19 protein-coding genes are annotated in these 19,076 nt (G+C 50.6%); 1 reads left to right on the forward strand and 18 read right to left on the reverse strand.

Going from position 1 to position 19,076, the window contains the following annotated elements; translation table 11 throughout:
* Positions 1 to 23: 23 nt before the first annotated feature.
* From KQJ23_RS21655 to KQJ23_RS21740, 18 genes are all read right to left on the reverse strand, one after another.
* Positions 24 to 1,526 (reverse strand): AAA family ATPase, encoded by a 1,503-nt coding sequence (locus KQJ23_RS21655; RefSeq protein WP_216480993.1) that lies wholly within the window; start codon positions 1,524 to 1,526, stop codon positions 24 to 26.
* Complete coding sequence (locus KQJ23_RS21660) at positions 1,519 to 2,052, reverse strand: hypothetical protein (RefSeq protein ID WP_216480994.1); 534 nt, start codon at positions 2,050 to 2,052, stop codon at positions 1,519 to 1,521. Before KQJ23_RS21660 ends, KQJ23_RS21655 begins: the two co-directional genes overlap by 8 nt.
* Before the next feature lie 532 nt (positions 2,053 to 2,584).
* Positions 2,585 to 3,070, reverse strand: a complete 486-nt coding sequence (locus KQJ23_RS21665) for a cell wall elongation regulator TseB-like domain-containing protein (protein WP_216480995.1) — start codon at positions 3,068 to 3,070, stop codon at positions 2,585 to 2,587.
* Between the two features lie 71 nt (positions 3,071 to 3,141).
* Positions 3,142 to 4,440 (reverse strand): amidohydrolase, encoded by a 1,299-nt coding sequence (locus KQJ23_RS21670; protein WP_216480996.1) that lies wholly within the window; start codon positions 4,438 to 4,440, stop codon positions 3,142 to 3,144.
* Positions 4,418 to 5,080, reverse strand: a complete 663-nt coding sequence (locus KQJ23_RS21675) for a redox-sensing transcriptional repressor Rex (protein ID WP_216480997.1) — start codon at positions 5,078 to 5,080, stop codon at positions 4,418 to 4,420. Before KQJ23_RS21675 ends, KQJ23_RS21670 begins: the two co-directional genes overlap by 23 nt.
* 38 nt (positions 5,081 to 5,118) lie before the next feature.
* Positions 5,119 to 7,980 (reverse strand): ATP-dependent DNA helicase DinG, encoded by a 2,862-nt coding sequence (gene dinG / locus KQJ23_RS21680; RefSeq protein WP_216480998.1) that lies wholly within the window; start codon positions 7,978 to 7,980, stop codon positions 5,119 to 5,121.
* Positions 7,981 to 8,136: 156 nt separating this feature from the next.
* Positions 8,137 to 8,775 carry a tetratricopeptide repeat protein gene (locus KQJ23_RS21685; protein WP_216480999.1) on the reverse strand — a complete coding sequence of 213 codons (639 nt, stop codon included), beginning with the start codon at positions 8,773 to 8,775 and terminating at the stop codon, positions 8,137 to 8,139.
* Between the two features lie 133 nt (positions 8,776 to 8,908).
* On the reverse strand, positions 8,909 to 9,292 hold the full coding sequence (gene panD, locus KQJ23_RS21690; RefSeq protein ID WP_212939113.1) for an aspartate 1-decarboxylase: 384 nt from the start codon (positions 9,290 to 9,292) through the stop codon (positions 8,909 to 8,911).
* A gap of 4 nt (positions 9,293 to 9,296) precedes the next feature.
* Positions 9,297 to 10,190: a pantoate--beta-alanine ligase gene (panC, locus tag KQJ23_RS21695; protein ID WP_216481000.1), complete on the reverse strand. Its 894-nt coding sequence runs from the start codon at positions 10,188 to 10,190 to the stop codon at positions 9,297 to 9,299.
* The gene (gene panB, locus KQJ23_RS21700) at positions 10,187 to 11,056 is read right to left on the reverse strand and encodes a 3-methyl-2-oxobutanoate hydroxymethyltransferase (RefSeq protein WP_216481001.1); all 870 of its coding nucleotides are present in this window, start codon (positions 11,054 to 11,056) and stop codon (positions 10,187 to 10,189) included. The genes panC and panB overlap by 4 nt, the downstream gene beginning before the upstream one ends.
* A 284-nt stretch (positions 11,057 to 11,340) precedes the next feature.
* Complete coding sequence (locus KQJ23_RS21705; RefSeq protein ID WP_216481002.1) at positions 11,341 to 12,318, reverse strand: biotin--[acetyl-CoA-carboxylase] ligase; 978 nt, start codon at positions 12,316 to 12,318, stop codon at positions 11,341 to 11,343.
* Positions 12,305 to 13,639, reverse strand: coding sequence for a CCA tRNA nucleotidyltransferase (locus KQJ23_RS21710; protein ID WP_216481003.1), 1,335 nt, complete (start codon positions 13,637 to 13,639; stop codon positions 12,305 to 12,307). The genes KQJ23_RS21705 and KQJ23_RS21710 overlap by 14 nt, the downstream gene beginning before the upstream one ends.
* Before the next feature lie 41 nt (positions 13,640 to 13,680).
* Positions 13,681 to 14,841 (reverse strand): N-acetyl-alpha-D-glucosaminyl L-malate synthase BshA, encoded by a 1,161-nt coding sequence (gene bshA, locus KQJ23_RS21715; protein ID WP_216481004.1) that lies wholly within the window; start codon positions 14,839 to 14,841, stop codon positions 13,681 to 13,683.
* A 41-nt stretch (positions 14,842 to 14,882) separates the two neighbouring features.
* Positions 14,883 to 15,602 (reverse strand): bacillithiol biosynthesis deacetylase BshB1, encoded by a 720-nt coding sequence (gene bshB1, locus KQJ23_RS21720; RefSeq protein WP_216481005.1) that lies wholly within the window; start codon positions 15,600 to 15,602, stop codon positions 14,883 to 14,885.
* A gap of 2 nt (positions 15,603 to 15,604) precedes the next feature.
* The gene (gene mgsA, locus KQJ23_RS21725; protein ID WP_216481006.1) at positions 15,605 to 16,024 is read right to left on the reverse strand and encodes a methylglyoxal synthase; all 420 of its coding nucleotides are present in this window, start codon (positions 16,022 to 16,024) and stop codon (positions 15,605 to 15,607) included.
* A gap of 18 nt (positions 16,025 to 16,042) precedes the next feature.
* The gene (gene dapB, locus KQJ23_RS21730) at positions 16,043 to 16,849 is read right to left on the reverse strand and encodes a 4-hydroxy-tetrahydrodipicolinate reductase (RefSeq protein ID WP_216481007.1); all 807 of its coding nucleotides are present in this window, start codon (positions 16,847 to 16,849) and stop codon (positions 16,043 to 16,045) included.
* Between the two features lie 22 nt (positions 16,850 to 16,871).
* The gene (locus tag KQJ23_RS21735; protein ID WP_216481008.1) at positions 16,872 to 17,402 is read right to left on the reverse strand and encodes a tetratricopeptide repeat protein; all 531 of its coding nucleotides are present in this window, start codon (positions 17,400 to 17,402) and stop codon (positions 16,872 to 16,874) included.
* Positions 17,403 to 17,454: 52 nt separating this feature from the next.
* Positions 17,455 to 17,787, reverse strand: a complete 333-nt coding sequence (locus tag KQJ23_RS21740; RefSeq protein WP_044478912.1) for a nucleotide pyrophosphohydrolase — start codon at positions 17,785 to 17,787, stop codon at positions 17,455 to 17,457.
* 149 nt (positions 17,788 to 17,936) lie between these two features.
* On the opposite strand from KQJ23_RS21740, the gene KQJ23_RS21745 reads away from it, so the two are divergent.
* Positions 17,937 to 18,800, forward strand: coding sequence for a YitT family protein (locus KQJ23_RS21745; RefSeq protein WP_216481009.1), 864 nt, complete (start codon positions 17,937 to 17,939; stop codon positions 18,798 to 18,800).
* Positions 18,801 to 19,076: the final 276 nt, after the last annotated feature.

A 19,076-nucleotide genomic window follows, 5' to 3' on the forward strand; every position in this document is an offset into this window, starting at 1 on the left:
AAAAAAATTACCGACATAAAGAATTATGCCGGTAAATTCATGCTGTCACGAAATTGACAACGGAATTGTTCTCCAGATAAACGTTCTTCCCGAAGCAGGATATCTAGCGATTTGTCGAATACCGCCGCATTGTCTACCAGCAGTTGCTTGGTTCTCGCGGCAAGCTCGTCTAATATCTTAGAATTTTCATTCATCAAAACTTCCTTGGTTACCATATCCATATGAATAATACCTAGCGAGGTCAGTCCGGAGGTCATCATGGTCTGCACCAGATTGAGTGCCTGTTCAAAGTCATTGCTGGACCCTGTGCTGCGTCCTCCGTAGTAGATCTCTTCTGCGGCAGCTCCTGCCAAAGCAATCATGATCTGACCTTCCAGGTAGCTTTTGGTGTACAGATATTTCTCCTCCTGCGGATTATGCCGCACATAACCCAGCGCCCGTCCACGCGGGCTGAGCACAACCTGGTTCACACTTCCCGGAGCAACAACTTCGGCTGCAACCGCATGTCCCAGTTCATGAACAGCGACTCTCCGTTTCTCTTCCTCTGTCGATTGACGATCCGTTTTCTCCCCGAGCATCACCTTGTCAACAGCCATAGAGAGATGCCGTTGGTTAATTTTCGCCTGATCATCCCGCATCGCATAGATCGCCGCTTCATTCATGACGCTTTCGAGCTGAGCGCCGGAGAAGCCGTAGGACTCTTCCGCGACCTTATCCAGACTTACCTCTTCCGCCAGCGGCTTGTTCTTGCTGTGAATGTCCAAGATATGACGGCGACCCTTTTTATCCGGAAGGTCTACCTGAATATGACGGTCAAACCGGCCGGGGCGAAGCAGGGCACTATCCAGCATTTCCTTACGGTTCGTTGCAGCGATAATCAGAATTTTTGGAGCTTCGGAGGTATAAATCCCATCCATTTCGGTCAACAGCTGGTTGAGAGTCTGATCGTATTCTCGCTGCTGTCCGCCTTCCCGTTTCCCGCCAATAACGTCGATCTCATCGATGAAGATCACCGCATTCTCTTTCTTTTCCTTGAGCGCCTTGGTTCTGGCATCTTTAAACAGTTCACGGATGCGGCTTGCGCCAACACCGACGTACATCTCAACGAACTCACTGCCCGAGGCTGCGACAAAGACGGCATTGGTATACTGAGCAGCCGCCTTCGCCATCAGGGTCTTTCCTGTTCCCGGAGGACCGGTCAACAGAATCCCCTTAATTGGTCGAATTCCGAACTTGCTGATCTCTTCATGCCGAACCATGAAATCAAGCGCTTCGCGAAGCTCCTGCTTGGCACTGTCCTGACCGCCGATTTCTTCAAAGGTCAGCCCGGTCGAAGCAATCTTTTTCCGCTTTCGTTCCTGAGATGCGGTTGCGGTAATTCCTCCACGCATTTTTACCAGCATATAGACAGAGCCCACCATAATCGCCAGAATGATTAACGGGGTAACATTCACACCTAGATAAGCCAGAAAAATCAGTAATACAGGTACGGCCCCGGCTGCAATTTCCATAGCAAGCTTACGCATTCGGCCACACTCCTATCGCCTGCGCTGCGCGCGGCAAAATGATAAATTTGCTGACTTGTCCATCGGTCAACGTGATGTATACATTCTTCTCGTCCATGTCTGCTTTTGCCGAAATTCCGGATTCAGTGGATTCCAACTGCTCCAGCGCAGCTGTAATCTCGGTATATTGCTTATTCTCCATCGCCTGGGCAATCGGGAATAACGCTTCCTGCCAGACCTGCTCCAGCCTCTCCGATTTCTGATCCTTGATTGTCAACTTCAATTCTCTGCTGCCGAGCAGCTTTTTGCCGTCAGCTTCAATCTGACGAACCAGCCCTGCAAAATCAGTATTCGGCGCCAAATCAAGATTCAATTCGACCTGATTCGGGGTAATAGAGGTTTGTACACCCTTTACGCCTTCCATTTGGCTAACCTTATGCTGAAACGGGTTCTCAACAGCCCATTGCTGGTAAGCAAACCAGCCGCCAAACAACAGCACGGCAGAGACGACCACACTGGCAACGACCGGTACAACTCGCAATTTCACGCAGATGTCCCCCTCATATATAAAAATAGTATAAACAATGTTATAGATAAGAGTATATCACATCGTATATCAAATCTAATGAGAATTTGTGAAATATATTTTAAATTTTACTTAATGTAAAAGAATAGAACTCCACTGCTGGAGTCTGCTTAGGTCTATTTGGAAAATCTTATATTTCGTTCAATCAAGGCTGCGAGGGGAGCTGTACTATTACTTTTGATTGTAAACCGGAGGTAATGTGTGAAGTGTACTTTCGATCGCTGATGCTCACTGAATCCTCTAATTGAACTAAGCCATTGAACTAAGTCATTATAGGATGGAGAGATAACAAAAAAGACCGTTTCCCAAAAATTCCGCAAAAAAAGTTGGGCAAGAAAAGATACTGACCTTTTCAGCCCAACATTAGCTAGTTTTTGTTCATTCATTTTTCTGCACTAAAATCGCCGTATGAACACCCGACCCAGCATGTTTAATGTTTTTTTGCACTAAAATTACCGAATGGGTCTCCATCCCGGCAATTTGTGCTTACTGTCTACCGGTTCGGCAGGGTGAAAACTTCATCCAACGGCTTACCGTCACTAAATCGATAGAATTTATAGTAGTGATGCGCTTTCTCTTTATAAAAAACTTGCCATACATATTCGTTCTCATAAATTCCTGGCATCAGACGAACAATGGTGCTGTTAGGCAGTTCTTCCTTAATGATGCTTCTCACTTGGGATTCCGAGACCCCTTCCGAGAGAAGCTTCACCTCGGCCTGCCCACCCTCGGGCAGCCAGACCATCACCTGTTCGCCGTCTTCGTTCTGTCCCTCTACCACCCAGCATACCTTGTCCCAGACCGATTTCCATACTTCATCAGACTTGACAAGCGTAGTCTCCGCCTTCGCCCTCTGCACAGCAAGATTCTCCGCCTGCCAGGTGTCATCATAAACATATAGATAAAAACGATAGAGGCCAAGCAGAATAAACGCAAGGATGATAAAGGAAAGCAATATCCATTTGGTTCTGTTACGCAAAAGCTCCCTTCCTTTCCTCTTCTGAATGGCTTTCTATAAAAGTTAAGCTTAGATAGAATAAGAAGCCGATCCTATCGTGCAAGCAAGCCCTCAAAGGCTCTTTGCGCTTCGAACAAAATTTTTTCTTCATCCAGAGTCAGACATTCCCGTGATTTGACGATCTGCTTGCCGTCTACCCAGACATGCTCGACATCTTGGCCGGCAGCGGAATATACCGCATGAGAGATATAATCGGTCTTCGGTAGGAAATGAGCCTGCTTCAGGTTCAAGGCGATAAAGTCCGCCTTCATTCCCGCTGCCAGCACACCTGTCTCGTCAAGGAACAACGACTTCGCGCCATATTCCGTTCCCATACGAAGTGCTTCGGCAGCCGGAATCGCGGTCGGGTCTCCTGTTACTCCTTTATGGATCAGTGCGGCGAGGCGAATCTCCTCGAACATATCCAGGTTGTTATTGCTGGCTGCGCCATCCGTACCCAAGGATACCGTCACACCTGCCCGCAGCAGCTCCGGTACACGGGCTACTCCGGAGGCAAGCTTCAGGTTGCTTCCCGGGTTGTGGGAGACGGCTACGCGATGCTCGGCAAGCATAGCAATTTCTTCGTCAGTCAAATGCACCGCATGCGCAAGCAAAGACGGACGGCTGAATAAGCCGAGATTCAACAAATGCTGGGCCGGGCGAACCCCGTAATCCCGAACATTTTGTTCCACTTCCGCTAGAGTCTCCGACATATGGGTATGAAGCGGCAGATCCAGATCATGCGCCGCTTGCACGATTTTTTCGATATAGTCCGGCGGACAGGTATATGGGGCGTGCGGCGACATCATCGTCGTAATTCTGCCGTTCGCCTTCCCATGCCAATTGCGAGCGAACAAAACCGCTTCGTCCAGCTTGCGCTGCTGCTCCTCCGGCGGACATAATCCGATTACGCCGCGCGTCAGAACCGCCCGGATGCCGGATTGTTCCACTACTGAGGCCACCTGATCCATGTGATCATACATATCAAGGAAGGTCGTAGTACCGCTCTTGAGCATCTCAATCACAGACAACGCGGTGCCCCAGTATACATCCTCGCTAGTGAACTTCGCTTCCATGGGCCACATCTTCTGCTGAAGCCATTCTTGAAGCACCATGTCGTCGCCATAGCCGCGAAGCAGCGACATCGCTGCATGTCCATGGGTATTGATTAGACCGGGCAGGAATAGAAGGCCTTTGCCGTCGAATGTCTCGGCCCCTTCCACGCCTTCCGGCCGTTCTTGGCCGATATAAGTGATTCGATCCCCTTCGATCAGCATATAGCCGCGGATCACGGTTTGTTCTTGATGCAGCACCGCGAATGTGCCGTCTTTAATCAGCCATTTTCGAGTCATGGTCTTTCATTTCCTTTCCGCCGTCCAGATAATAAGCAAGGCTCATTAAATCCGTAGTAAAGTCTGCCGCATGTACCCGCACTTCAGCCGGAACCTTGAGAATAGTCGGCGCAAAATTCAAAATGGCTCCAATGCCTGCAGCCACGAGCTTGTCAGCAACACGCTGGGCTTCAGCTGCAGGTACGGTGATAATGCCGATCCGGATATTATTGTTGCGTACCGTTTCGTCCAGCATCTCAATCGGCTGAATTTCAATATTATTGATTTTCCCGCCGATCTTACCGGGACTCGCATCAAATACGGCGACGATCTTCATATTGTCCTTTACATAGGCATTATAATTCGATAACGCTTGTCCGAGATTACCAGCTCCGATCAGCGCCACATTAATCTGTTGATCCAGATTCAGGATTTGTTGAATTTTCTCAATCAAATAAGCCACATCATAGCCGATCCCTTTCCGGCCAAAGTCACCGAAATAGGCGAGATCCTTACGAATTTGCGCCGGATTCAGATCCAGCTTCTGTCCGAGCTCCTGAGATGAAACCGTGGATACCTCTCGGCGGCTTAATTCATTAAGAAAACGCAAATAGACTGGCAATCTACGCACAACGGCGTCTGAAATTTTTTCTGACTTCATTGATTATCCCCCTATTATTGACGCAAATTAAGAAGCGTTTACGGATTTTCCGGGTCCAGCCATTCCGCAATGCGTGGAACCATCTGGCCAAGTGGCATATGCTCCATTTTGGGTCCGGGCAAAGAATACAAAAAGTACTTTCCGTAATAAGATTCCAGAATTCTAGTATCGTACACAATGACGATTCCCCGATCCTGAGAAGTGCGCACCAGCCGTCCGAAGCCTTGCTTGAACCGGATGACGGCCTGCGGAACGGACAGCTTCATGAAGGGATTCTTCTTCTCTTGCTGCAGCCGTTCGCTCTTTGCTTCCACAAGCGGATGATTCGGCGGTTGAAACGGCAGGCGAACAATCGCTAGGCTCGTGAGCGCATCTCCCGGGATATCTACGCCCTCCCAGAAGCTGCTGGTTCCCAGCAGTACGGATGCTTGCTGCCCCTGGAACCGGCGGGTAAGCTTGGTCCGGCTGCCGCTGTCCATGCCTTGGCCGATTACCGAAATATTGTGCGAGGATAGCAGCTCTTTAAGCGGATCATAGACCTGCCTCAGCATCCGGTAGGAGGTGAACAGCACGAGCATCCGGCCTTGAGTTACGATCGCTGTGTCCGCCAAGGAGCGGACGAGCGTACTGACAAAGTAATCATCCCCTACGCTTCCCTTCACGCTTGGAAAGTCCCGCGGAATCACAAGCAAGGCCTGTTCGCGGTAATTAAAAGGCGAAGGAAGCATGGAGGTCATGAGCCGGTCTTGGGCCTGCGCCTCCTGTAGACCTAATTGGTCAATCATATATTGGAAGGATTTGTCCACCGACAAGGTGGCAGATGTCATAACAATGCTCTTCTTCCGCTCGAAGAAGTAGTTCTTGAGCTGCTCGCTGACATCAATCGGCACGGCAAAAATCTGCAAGGATTTGCTTCGATAGTTCCCGTTGCCTTCAATCCAGTAGACGGTGTTTACGTCCTCCAGCTTCATGAAGGAACGCAGTGCGTCCCGTTCAGTTCCCAGGTCCTTGATTAACCCGGTTATATCAGTAATTAGACTTTCGGAGCCAAAATCCTGCTCGTCCTGCTCTTTAAGCTCGGTAAGCAGCTTCTCGGCCTTGCGTACTATATCTCCAATGGTCACATAAATCTGGTTCTCCATCACGAGCAGTTCATCCCAGCTCTTCGGCTTCTTGTGCGGCAGCAGCCGCAGCACGAATTGTCCAGGATCTCCGGAAGCGGTGTCGCTCCGCTCCGGCATCAGCGTGAACATCGCTTCAGCCAGACGATCCCAATGCTCCTTCACATCAAGGAAAGAAGGATAAAGTCCATCGATAACCGCTCCCCAGGAAGCCGCCCGCTCACTCCCTGATTGCTGAAGCTGCTGCCTCAGATTCGGAAGCTGACCGTTCTTACTGTCCTTGAATAGCCTTGTCAGGGTATGCACCACTGTGAAATATTTCATTTGCATTCCTAAATGTTTCCCGGCTACGTCCTCCAAATGGTGGGCTTCATCAATGACAAGACGCTCATAGCCAGGAAGGAGCTGGTGTCCCGCCTGGATGTCCGTGAACAGCTTGGAATGATTGGTAATGACTACGTCCGCTACCCCTGCTTCATGCTTCGCTTTGTGATAATAACACTTGCGGAACCATGGACAGGAGCGTCCAAGACAGGAATCCGATTCACTCGCCACGGTCTCCCAGAAGTCTCCTCCCCGGTTGCCGAGATTCAGCTCCTCGTCATCCCCGTTCTCTGTCTGGGCAAGCCAGACAATCATTTGAGCGGCGGTCATGACTTCTTCCTTCGGAGAGACGAAGTCCCTCCTGTTAATTTTATGTTCAAATTTGCGCAAACACAAATAGTGCTGTCTGCCCTTAAATACCGCGGCCTTGAACGGGAACGGCACAACCTCGGTCAACAGCGGGATATCCCGCTCGCGCAGTTGCTCCTGAAGGTTGATCGTATGGGTGCTCACCATGACCTTCTCATCCGTTTTTACGCTGTGATAAATGGCCGGCAGCAAATAACCTAATGATTTCCCTGTCCCTGTGCCCGCTTCTACGAGCAAATGCTTGTCTTCCTGGAAAGCGGCAGCAACTTCCTTCAGCATCAGGTTCTGCGCTTCACGCTCTTCATATTCAGGCAGTTGCTCCTTCAGAGACGATTGCACCTGCTCCATAAATTGCTCGAAGCTGACGCCCTCAAGCGGGTTATTCATCATATCGCTGCGCTCAGGCTCGATATTCATCCAGTCATCGGTCTTTAACGCGAACTGTCTGTAGTACGTATAACCATCCTGATCCACAGAAGGGTTCTGCTGACGCTGCTCCAGTACTGCATCGAAAAACCAGGCCAGATCACTGTCCTCCCCGGAGAGCAAATCCGCCAGTCGCTGTATCGTTAACATCGGCAGCTGGTCCAGCTCTTCCAGACATTTGATGAAGATCAGAGCCGTAGCTAAGGCATCACTATCCGCCTGATGCGGCCGGTCATGCTCCACCTCGAACTCCGAGGCAACCATCCCTAACTGATACGTCGTCAAGGAGGGATATAATATTTTCAGAAAATCCATGGTATCGAGAATTCGCCCTGTATACGGCAGATAGCCGGTCTTATCCAGCGCGCTCTGTAAGTAATTGAAATCAAAGGCGACGTTGTGGCCGACCAGCACGGTGTCACTGAGCAATGGAACCATCTCCATCATGACCTCGTCCAAATCAGGCGCATCCTTGACGTCCTCTTCGGTAATTCCCGTCAGACTTGTGATGAACGGCGGAATCGGAATCCCGGGCTTCACAAAAGAACTGTATACACGGGACACCGTCATGTCTTCATCTATAATGGCCAATCCAGCCTGAATAATTACATCCGAGGATTGGTTGCCCGTGGTTTCAAAATCAAGTACGGCGTATTTCATTGATTTGTAAAGTCCCTTTCTTCCAGTCTATTTAACAGCATAACAGAAGATGGCGAATTTGAAAATTGAATGTGAAATGCCTATAAAAAAAAGCGATGCCCCCTTGACAAAGGGTTCTGCATCGCCTGATAATCCTTTCCTTCAACGCCAGAAACATTACAGCAGAGAGGTCAGTTCGCTTCCATAATGCAGCTTCCCGCTGCTGCGCATGCATGATTCCAGATTCGCCAGCGGCTCTGCCAGGGAAGGATCATGGTAATGAGCCAGCTTAAAATATTCCTTCGCCTTCAAGCGCACTCCGTTCTGAGCCTCAATGCAGCCGAGTGCATTATAAATGATGGAACGAATACGTTTCGAATCACAGGTTTCCAGAACGCGCCAGAAATGCGGAACAGCTTGTTCGGATTCATTCAGATGCAGATAACACATTGCCAGATACGTTCGTGCCACCGCGCTATCCGGATACTGCTCCACGACCTGTTTAAACTGCGTCAGCGCCTGCGCAAACATCATCAGCTTGTAATACCCTTGACCTTTTACAAAGGCTTCTGCGTCCATCTCAGGCAGCTCAGGCGCAGGCAGAGCGCCTCCATCCGGGCTGACGCCGGTTTGGCGGAAATGCCCCAGTTTTTCTTCAAAGCCCAGCCATTCCTCAATAATTCCGTCGCTCATCGTTTTGAGCAGCTGCCACTTGGCAGCCAGCTCCTGACGCGCAGGACCGCTTGCTCCAGGATAATAATGAATGATTTCGTCCAGCATCCCGCTCATTTCCGCAAACATATGTTGAAACATCATCCGCATCCCACCTTTATCGAAAATGAAATCAGTGTGAGCCTTACGTTCATTTTTTGTTATGGGCTCGGATTTCATTCCCGCAGGCATTAATTGCATAGCCATGGAGGATAGGGCAAATAGTTCTGGCGTTCAATTACCGAATCGTGGCATGCAGCTCTTGCGCTGCGGTCTCCACAGGACGGTTATTCTCGTCCACGAACACAACGGTTGGCTTGTGGCTTCTCAGTTCTTCCGCCGACATTTGGGCATAAGAGATGATAATAACATTATCGCCCGGTTGAACCAGACGTGCAGCCGCTCCGTTCAGGCAGATGACCCCGCTCCCGCGAGGGCCTGGAATTACATAAGTCTCAAGTCTGGCGCCATTGTTATTATTCACAATCTGCACCTTTTCATTTTCCAGTAAATCCGCTGTTTCCATCAAATCCTCATCAATGGTAATGCTGCCAATATAGTTCAAATTCGCTTCCGTTACGGTTGCACGGTGAATTTTAGATTTCATCATCGTTCTGTACATCGCGTTACACACCTTTCTTGCTCAGAATAACGTTGTCGATCAGCCGGGTGCTCCCGAACTTCACCGCAACAGCAACCAGCGCCTCTCCATCCTCGGCTATTCTCTCGAAATCGCCAAGCGGTTGCAGACCTGGAAAGCGGACGACCTCCACATAGTCCACCTCAGCCAGAGGCTCGGCCGAGAATGCTTGTAGCAAGCTTTCTCTTGCCTTGCCCGCTGTCAGGGTATCGCCTTGGTTGAGCTGCTTTTGCATCTGCAGTAGCTGACGGGACAATACCAATGCCGCCTCGCGCTCGGCCGGGGCAAGATACACATTGCGGGAGCTCAGCGCCAAGCCGTCCTCTTCCCGCCTAATCGGACATGGAACAATCTGGACGGGCATGTTCAAGTCCTTCACCATTTGGGTAATTACGGCTACCTGCTGAGCATCCTTCTGTCCGAAGTAAGCCCGCTCAGGTTCAACAATATGAAACAGCTTGCTGACAACGGTCGTTACCCCATCGAAATGTCCGGGACGGGAAGCGCCGCACAGCCCTCCAGTCAACTGCTGACTGACCGTAATCTTGGTTAACGTCTGTGCAGGATACATCTCTTCGACTGACGGCAAGAAGACTGCGTCAACGCCTTCCTGCTCCGCCAGCAGAAGATCCTTCTCTTCGTCACGCGGATAACGCTCAAAGTCCTCGTTCGGACCAAACTGAATCGGGTTGACGAAGATACTCAGCACCACCAGATCATTGTTGCGTCTTGCTTCACGCAGCAGGCTGGCATGCCCTTCATGCAAATAACCCATCGTAGGCACGAAGCCTGTCTCAAGGACCTTGCCTTCCAGTGCCGCCTTCAAGCGCTCCTGCTTCAAATATTGTCTTAAATCCTGAATATTCCGGAATAGGTTCATTTCACAGTTTCCTCTTTCACTTTCCCGTAAAGACCCGCTATAACGGTATCCTCTGCATTGAACACATGCTCCTGTGCCGGGAATTGTCTGGTCTTCACTTCATTCACATAAGCCGCAATGCCTTGACGAATTTCAGCGCCGATATCCGCATAGGTCTTCACGAAGCGCTTCTCGCGGTAGTCGGAATCGTACTTCAGCACGTCGTGGAAGACGAGGACCTGACCGTCTACCGCCCGTCCTGCCCCGATACCAATGGTAGGCACGGATACAGCCTTCGAAATCGCTTCGGCCACCTCTTCGGTCACGAGCTCCAGCACGATCCCGAATACACCGGCACGCTCCAGCGCCTTGGCATCCTCCATGAGACGGCGGGCATCCTGCTCATCCTTGCCTTGCACGCGGTAGCCGCCGATCTGATTGACCGATTGCGGTGTCAAGCCGATATGGCCCAGCACCGGCACGCCTGCCTGGACAATGCTCTGCACCTGAAGCGCAATCTCCGCACCGCCCTCCATTTTAACCGCATGGGCATGGCCTTCCTGCATAATTCTTCTTACTGTCCGGAGCGTCTCATCAATGCTCCCGTGGTATGTCATGAACGGCAAATCCGCTACAATGAACGTATTCCCGGCAGCACGGGCGACAGAACGGGTATGATAGACGATATCGTCCGTAGTCACCGGAATCGTGGAATCATAGCCCAATACTACATTGCCAAGCGAATCTCCAACAAGAATGATGTCGATATCCGCTTCCTCCGCCAGCTTCGCGGAAGGGTAGTCATAGGCTGTAATCATCGTGATCGGGTTGCCTTCCTGTTTCATTTTTCTCATCTTCACAATGTTTAGTGCACGTTTTTCAGCCATCGTTGTCATTATCCTCCTTCGGTATTTTGCACACCAGGGTATTCTGGACGCACAAAAAAAACCTTTTAGTTTGGCACTAAAGGTCCCGAATCCACACAAAAGAAGAGTCGTCTTTCGCTCGTTCTTTCTGTCTCGGTCCTCATCGGCTCAGAGCAGAATCCATGCGATCTTGGAAACTCTGTACTTCATTACCTATCTACTTAAGTCTGCCCATCAGAGTGCAATTCGATTTCAATCGATATCGCCTCATGTGGACAGTATAACAAATTACATCCTATTTTTCATCAGTCAAGTTCAAGTTCTCCAGAAAAAATCGTGGCAAGCGCTCCGGATTCATCCAGAATCACTAATCCGCCCGAATCATCCAAGCCGACTGCCCTGCCTGTGTTCATCCCCTGATGCCCTGCGACCGACACGCCCCGCCCGATCGTGACGGACATGTCCTCCCACAGTAATTTGATCGGCTGGAAGCCTTCAGATTGATAAAGCTCCATCAGCTGTTCCATTCGAAGGAGCACCTCTGCCGCAAGCTCTGCCCGATCTTGAGTCTGACCCGCAGCAAGCTTTAGCGAAGTAGCAATGCCCTGTAAATGTCCGGGAAGGTCTTCCTGCTCCAAATTAACATCAATTCCGATTCCCGCGATGCAATATTTCATCCGGGTGTCTTCGCCTGCTGATTCAAGCAGAATCCCGCACACCTTCTTGCCGCCTACGAGCAGATCGTTCGGCCATTTGATGCCAGACTCCACGCCGGTTACCTTGCGTATCGCCTGGCATACCGCTACTGCGGTCATCAAGGTGAGCTGCGGGGCGGATCTTAGGGGCAGCTCGGGCCGCAGAACCACACTCATCCATATGCCTTTGCCGGGCGGAGAATGCCAGCTGCGCCCTTGCCTTCCTCTTCCGACAGTCTGCTGTTCAGCAAAAACAAGCGTGCCTTCCGGCTCACCTTCCTCTGCCAATTCCTTAGCTACGGCTTGGGTAGAGCTTGTTACGCTCAGCAGTTGCAGTTTCCTCCCATAGAGCTTCGTTTGCAAGTACCGCTCCAGCCGTTCAGCAGTCATCCGATCTGGTGCATGAAGCAGGCGATAGCCCCTGCGGGATACCGCATCAAATTCATAGCCTTCTTCTCTTAGCTTGTTGATCTGCTTCCAGACTGCGGTTCGGCTGATCTTTAGCAGCTTGCTTAATTCTTCACCGGACAAATATTCCCCTGTTGAAGCGTGTTCCTCAAGCAAGGTTAACAGTCTAGATGTGTCCATTCGTATTCACCACAGCTTTCGCATGTTCAAGAAGTACATTTTTCTCATTTCTTAGTTCCCCTGCCGCAACGGCAAATAGTAATCCGTTTAATAGCTCGGTTAGCCAAGGGCCGCCTTTCCGCCCGGTTGCGGCAATGATCTCGCCGCCGTTCAGTTCCAGGTCCGACAGGGCAAATACCGTGATCGCTCTAAACCACTCTGCCTCCGGGAAATCCGTTGGAAGATTAGCTTTACCCGGAACATCCCCTTCGGTTTCTGGGCTAAGGTTCTTCACCAGAGCCTTTCTCCGAAGCAGCCAGCCTTCCGCCGTCTCCTTGCCGAGCCGAAGCGCAGTCTTGATGAACCGGCTTCTCCGCGCCTCCGGCGAAATGGAGTGATCTTCATTCATCGTGTTCATCACTTCATCGAAGATGATGATATTGGACACCGCCTGGGACAACTTTCTTGAGAATGTCCAACGCTTCAGCAGCGGGCCCGCCTCATCGCCCTGAACGCTCAAGCCTTGAAGCAGCAGCGACCACCGAAGCTCCGGCAGCTCAGCCCCTTCTGCATGCTCGATGGCAGCTAGCCAGTCATTCTGGGCTTCCTTGGCAGACCACCGCAGCGCCGCCATAGGAACAGGTGCGTTTATGTATTCTAACAAGCCGCTTCTCCGCAATAGCTCCAGTCCCCGCAGCGGGCGAGGGCCTGCGATCATCTTTTCCAGTTCAGCGCGAATACGCTCGGTTGCAATATAGGCGATCTTGTCGCGGCAAATCCGAAGACCTGACCAGGTACTCTTGGTCGGACGGAAACCGAAGACCGAGGCGAACCGAACAGCACGCACCATGCGCAAGGCATCCTCGTCAAAGCGTTCGGCAGCACTGCCTACCGCACGAATGACACCCGCTTCAATATCCTGAAGCCCGTGATACGGGTCACTAACCTTTCCGTGACGATCCATAGCGATGGCATTCATAGTGAAATCACGCCGCTGCAAATCCTGCTCCAGATCACGTACATATTGCACCTCTGAGGGCCTGCGGTGATCTTCATATTCCGCTTCCTTGCGAAAGGTCGTCACCTCGAACGCATGGTCCTCCATAAGTACGGTTACAGTACCATGCTGAATTCCAGTCGGCACAGTCCGTTCAAACAGAGCAACGACCTGTTCCGGTGTAGCCGAGGTAGCAATATCCATATCGTGGACCGGGCGTCCCATCAATTCATCCCGAACGCATCCGCCTACGAAGTAGGCTTCGAAGCCCTGCATTGTAAGCCGTTCCAACACCAGCTCCCCCTGACGAACCATCAGGGGGGGAACCATTCTCCATCTGTTCATAGCATCAGCCTCCAAGCATACTTCTCGTGCGAATCTAAGGCTCAAGGACAGATGTGATTCACGCCGGGAGCCTCGCGTTGAAGCACTCGATAGTAGATCGACTCGTAAGTCTGCATCATCCGTTCGCTGCTAAAATCATTCTTGGCACGCTGCAGACAGGCTTCGCGAAATCTATTCATCTGTTCAGGCTGGGTCAGCAATGCGAGGCAATGTTCGGCCATCGCATCCACATCGCCAATCGGAGCCAGATAACCAGTCTCACCGTGTGTTATCAATTCCGGGATACCGCCCGCGATAGAGCCCACCGTAGGCACGCCACATGCCATTGCCTCCAGAGCGACAAGCCCGAAGCTCTCCTTCTCGGAAGGAAGCAGCAGCAGATCCGCCATGGAGATCACCTGAGCGATATCATCCTGTTTGCCCAGAAAGTGCACCTTATTCTCCAAGCCCATCTCCCGGATTTTCCATTGAATCTTCGGAAGGTCCGGGCCTTCGCCGACAAATAACAGCTTAGCAGGCACCTGCTCCTGGACCTTCTTGAATACATCAACCACATCGCCAACCCGCTTCACCGGCCGGAAATTCGAAATATGCATCAATACCTTTTCGCCTGGCTCAGCAAAGTCATTTTTGCAATTGCAGGTATTGCGCGGATAATATTCTCGTGGATCTACGAAATTGTAGGTCAGATCAATCTCCCGGGTAATATCCAGTACTTCCCGGGTCTCCCGGGTCAGATCCTTGGACACCGAGGTTACAGCATCGCTCTCATTAATAGCAAGCCGGATCAGATCCTTCAACGACTCATCCTGTGCCAGTACAGTAATATCCGTTCCATGCAAGGTCGTGACCACCTTCAGCTTATCGCCAACCATCTGTTTGGCCAGGAATGCGCACACAGCATGCGGAACGGCATAATGCACATGAAGCACATCCAGCTCCTGCTGCTTGGCGACTTGAGCCATTTTGGTAGCTAGTGATAGATCATAAGGCGGATAGCGGAACACATAATAGTCGCTGACATCCACTTCGTGATACTTAATATTTTTATGGAAGCTGCCAAGACGGAAAGGAACGCTATGCGATATAAAATGAACCTCATGCCCCTTCTCCGCAAGCAGCTTGCCGAGTTCTGTCGCAACTACTCCTGACCCGCCGAGAGACGGGTAACATGTAATGCCGATCTTCAGAAATGAATCCATCCGCCAGCGGCCTCCTTGATTCCTTAATTCACAAGTATAGTTTATGAGCGGCTGGCTCCGAACAGATGAACAAGATAAGGTGTCTTTACTGTGAAGCCTTCGGCATAAGGTATCAGCCGGGCTTGCCCCAGCAAGGCATCTCTGGCCTGCACCCTTTCGATATACCCCTGGTTGAGCGGCGTCGGTGCAACATCCTCACCTTCCGCTTTCATGAACTGGGAACGGTAACAGCCAAGCGCCTGCTCTTTGAGCACATAATGGTCCGTTACATCCACAAGCACATCCGGGGTTTTCCAGTCGTTAATATAGTAAAAATACAGCTCCGGCAGACTAACCGCCGGCTTGTCCGGCATATACCGGCGCAGCTTCGCATTAAATACCGCCTCTTGCACCAGCTTGCTGCATGCCACATGATCGGGATGGCGATCCTCCCAATGAGGAGCAAACACCATCTTCGGTGCATAGGTGCGAATAACCTCTGTTACAGCAGCAATCTGTTCCGGTGTCCCGAATAATCCGCGGTCCGGCAGACCGAGATTTATGCGCATGGCAACGCCAAGCACCCGGGCAGCCGCATCAGCTTCCTGAAGCCTTAGCTCTACCGTGCCATTCGAAGATAATTCGGCGTACGTCAGGTCGCACAGACCAACCCGCATACCGGCAGCGGTATGCTTGGCAATAGTGCCTGCCATGCCAATCTCCGCATCATCCGCATGAGCACCGAACACAAGGATGTCCAACGGTTCTACAGATATACTCATCCTTACCCCAATCCCGGCTTGTTGGATTCAACCAGCTCACGCCAGCCGAAATCTCCGCGATCCAAAGCGCGAACCAGAATCTCCGCCGTAGCCAAATTCGTCGCGACAGGAATGCCGTGCACATCGCACAATCTCAACAGCGCGGTAATGTCCGGCTCATGCGGTTGTGCCATTAATGGATCACGGAAGAAGAGCACGAGATCCATTTCATTTTGCGCGATCAGAGCACCGATTTGCTGATCGCCGCCAAGCGGCCCTGACAGGAAGCGGTGAATCTGCAGATCTGTCGCTTCCATAATACGCATCCCTGTCGTACCGGTCGAATACAGCTTTTTCCCCTTGAACACATGCTCATAGGCAATCACAAAATTAACGATATCTTCTTTTTTACGGTCGTGCGCAATAAAAGCGATATTCAACATGTTCTCTCTCTCCCCTTACTATCCATCCATTAAATGTTCGAAACCATAAACCATGCCTTCGCATTGAAGCACTTTCTTGACCGCCAGATTGACGCCCGGCATGTAGCCTGCACGATCATAGGAATCGTGGCGTATCTTGAGACTTTGTCCGAATCCGCCAAAGATGACCTCCTGCTGCGCAAATACTCCAGGCAGCCGGACACTGTGGATTCTAAAGCCATTATAATAGCCGCCTCTGGAGCCTTCAATCGTCTCTTCCTCGTTCGGATTGCCCTGGCGCAGCTCTTCACGGTTAGCCGCAATCAGTTCAGCGGTCTTCACCGCAGTTCCCGAAGGCGCATCCAGTTTCTGATCCCCATGATATTCGATAATCTCCAGATGCGGAAAATATTTGGCTGCTTCCGCAGCGAACTTCATCATCAGAATTGCGCCAATGGAGAAGTTCGGTGCAATGAGCCCGCCAAGCTTCTTGGCCCGGCACTGCTTGTCCAGACCTTCGATCTGTTCCGGCGTAAAGCCGGTCGTACCGATTACAGGAGCAACGCCATGCTTGATGGCTAGCTCGGTGTTTCCGTATGCTGATGCCGGGGTAGTGAAATCAACCATGACATGCGGCTTGCTCTCGAGCAGCGCAAGCTCCAGATCGGATGTCAGCTTCACACCGCAGGGCTTCATTCCTGCAAGCGCGCCTGCATCCTCTCCATCATTATCGATGCTGATTGCAGCAACCAGCTCCAGACTATCATCCTCCAGCACCATTTTGACGACTTCGCGTCCCATTCTGCCAGCTGCTCCGGCCACAGCAACTCTGATTCTATCCGTCATCCTGATACCTCCACTTGTTCAACTAGGTTTTCATGGCTTTGCGTATTCTCTGCTCCAGTTCCCGAAGCTGTGTCGCTACCGCTTCATCCTGGGGCAATGACGATGCATCCCGCAGCGCCTTCAGCGCATTCACATATTGACCTGTCTCGGCATAGGCAATAGCTAACCACACCTGCGAGTCTACAGACAGCGGATCCAACTGGACGGCCCGCTTCAACAGACGAACCGCAGATGATGAATTGCTTCCCTGTGATGAACTGCTGGAAGAAGAATCCAACCGCTTCTTGGCCAGCTGTGTTAGCTCCTTGGCTTGCATCCGGTCAAAATGCAGCTTATATTCCTCCTGTGCAGGCATTAAAGCGACTGCCAGTCTGGCATGGGCAATTGCTTTGTCCAGCCTGCTGCTGCGCGCACACGTGATGGAGCACCGATAATGAATATCTGCGTTATCCGGCTCAATGGAAAGCGCCTGCTCAAACCAGGATATCGCCTGTTCAAAATCATTATTGTAAATGCTTCGGTATGCCTTCTTAAGGTAGTCCTCCGCTTTCATCTGCTCCCCCCCTGTCATGGGCTGTTCACAGTACAGCATATGACAGAGGTCCTTATTCGGTGTCCTTCCGAGTCCACCGATTCGCATCGCGGGTATTGAATTTATGCATCACCTTGTTGTGAGCCTCCGTCAGATCGATGCCCAGCGAATTGGCGAAGCACATCGTGATGAACATAATATCCCCAAGCTCCAATTCAATGGAATTGTCCGCTTCGTCTGCTTTTTTCTTTTTCTCGCCATAGCTATGATTGACCTCTCGGGCCAATTCTCCGACTTCTTCACTCATTCTAGCCATCAACGCAAGCGGACTGAAATAGCCTTCCTTAAACTGCGATATGTATCGGTCCACTTCCCGCTGCATTTCGGCGAGAGACTTCTCTTCCATCCGACATTCCTCCGCAAGTTGTGAGTTTCATCCCTATGTTATCGCAAAGAAGTTTTGAAGACAAATCATTTTTAATCGCACGAAAAAAAGATATACTAAGAAAGTGTGCTGAGAATTCACTTTATATGGATAGGTGAGGGATGGAGTTAATGAATTCATTTAAATTATCGGGGGTTGTGAAAACGGTGCTTCCTATTTTATTGGGAACCGCAATCTATGCCTTCGGACTTCTCTATTTTATTATACCCAATCAGCTTATGGAGGGCGGTGTGACCGGGATCACGATCCTGCTCAAATACGCTTTTGGTATTTCCCCATCGTTCTCCAACCTGCTTCTGAATATCCCCTTATTCTTTCTGGGATGGAGAATTCTTGGCGGACGCCAGATTGTTTATACGGGAATCGGGATCGGTTCCCTGTCCTTTTTTTTATGGATCTTCGAAAAGATGATTGAGCATGGCTGGATCGAAACCTTTGAAACGGATTATATTCTTGCCTCTCTCTATGCGGGTGTAACGCTTGGCGCAGGACTTGGCATTGTATTCCGCTTCGGCGGCACGACGGGCGGCTCCGACATAGTAGCCCGAATTATGAACCGCAAATATGGCTTCAGTATGGGACAGGTCATTCTGACTATCGATATCATCATTATTGCACTGTCTCTCTTCTATGTAGCGAAGGAAAACATTTTGTATACCCTTGTCGCGGTATTCATCGCTTCCAAAGTCATCGACTTTATCCAGGAAGGGGCATACTCGGCCAAGGCCTTTACCATCATCAGTGATCATGCTCCGGACATTGCGGATATTATTACGAAGGAAATGGATCGAGGAGTGACCTTGATTCCTGCGATCGGCGCCTACTCCAAGCAATCCAAATACATGGCATACTGCGTTGTATCAAGGCCGGAGATCCGCCGTCTCCATCAAATCGCCAAATCGGTCGACCCCCGGGCATTCATCATTATCAATGATGTGCATGATGTGCATGGGGAAGGATTTAAGGAAGATTAGCATGAAGAACGGCATGTTGAATGCCTTAGATAAGAAAGGCGAGCCCCATCTATAAGGGCTCGCCTTTTTACTTGAAGATTTTCATTCTTCTACATATTAATTCTCAGGTTTTTAATTCAAAGCGCCTATCGCAAATCCAGCGATCTACTTTAATACGGAGGTAATTAATGGAAAGTTAAAATTTTAAGAAAGAATTGTCGAAATTGGTCGTATAATGATAATTATCCGACAAAAATTCAGGGGGACATATGAATGACTACTAGTAACAACATGATT

It is taken from the genome of Paenibacillus brevis, from assembly GCF_018919145.1.
In the GTDB taxonomy this organism is placed as follows: Bacteria; Bacillota; Bacilli; order Paenibacillales; family Paenibacillaceae; genus Fontibacillus; species Fontibacillus brevis.

Excerpts from the sequence above, each read along its gene's own strand:
- KQJ23_RS21735 (WP_216481008.1), bottom strand. The coding sequence starts at position 17,402 with ATGAAAGCGGAGGACTACCTTAAGAAGGCATACCGAAGCATTTACAAT.
- KQJ23_RS21705 (WP_216481002.1), bottom strand. The coding sequence starts at position 12,318 with ATGGACACATCTAGACTGTTAACCTTGCTTGAGGAACACGCTTCAACA.
- KQJ23_RS21745 (WP_216481009.1), top strand. The coding sequence starts at position 17,937 with ATGAATTCATTTAAATTATCGGGGGTTGTGAAAACGGTGCTTCCTATT.
- panD (WP_212939113.1), bottom strand. The coding sequence starts at position 9,292 with ATGTACAGAACGATGATGAAATCTAAAATTCACCGTGCAACCGTAACG.
- dinG (WP_216480998.1), bottom strand. The coding sequence starts at position 7,980 with ATGAAATACGCCGTACTTGATTTTGAAACCACGGGCAACCAATCCTCG.
- panC (WP_216481000.1), bottom strand. The coding sequence starts at position 10,190 with ATGAACCTATTCCGGAATATTCAGGATTTAAGACAATATTTGAAGCAG.
- bshB1 (WP_216481005.1), bottom strand. The coding sequence starts at position 15,602 with ATGAGTATATCTGTAGAACCGTTGGACATCCTTGTGTTCGGTGCTCAT.
- KQJ23_RS21685 (WP_216480999.1), bottom strand. The coding sequence starts at position 8,775 with ATGATGTTTCAACATATGTTTGCGGAAATGAGCGGGATGCTGGACGAA.
- mgsA (WP_216481006.1), bottom strand. The coding sequence starts at position 16,024 with ATGTTGAATATCGCTTTTATTGCGCACGACCGTAAAAAAGAAGATATC.
- KQJ23_RS21655 (WP_216480993.1), bottom strand. The coding sequence starts at position 1,526 with ATGCGTAAGCTTGCTATGGAAATTGCAGCCGGGGCCGTACCTGTATTA.
- KQJ23_RS21710 (WP_216481003.1), bottom strand. The coding sequence starts at position 13,639 with ATGAACAGATGGAGAATGGTTCCCCCCCTGATGGTTCGTCAGGGGGAG.
- KQJ23_RS21670 (WP_216480996.1), bottom strand. The coding sequence starts at position 4,440 with ATGACTCGAAAATGGCTGATTAAAGACGGCACATTCGCGGTGCTGCAT.
- KQJ23_RS21740 (WP_044478912.1), bottom strand. The coding sequence starts at position 17,787 with ATGGAAGAGAAGTCTCTCGCCGAAATGCAGCGGGAAGTGGACCGATAC.
- panB (WP_216481001.1), bottom strand. The coding sequence starts at position 11,056 with ATGGCTGAAAAACGTGCACTAAACATTGTGAAGATGAGAAAAATGAAA.
- KQJ23_RS21675 (WP_216480997.1), bottom strand. The coding sequence starts at position 5,080 with ATGAAGTCAGAAAAAATTTCAGACGCCGTTGTGCGTAGATTGCCAGTC.
- dapB (WP_216481007.1), bottom strand. The coding sequence starts at position 16,849 with ATGACGGATAGAATCAGAGTTGCTGTGGCCGGAGCAGCTGGCAGAATG.
- bshA (WP_216481004.1), bottom strand. The coding sequence starts at position 14,841 with ATGGATTCATTTCTGAAGATCGGCATTACATGTTACCCGTCTCTCGGC.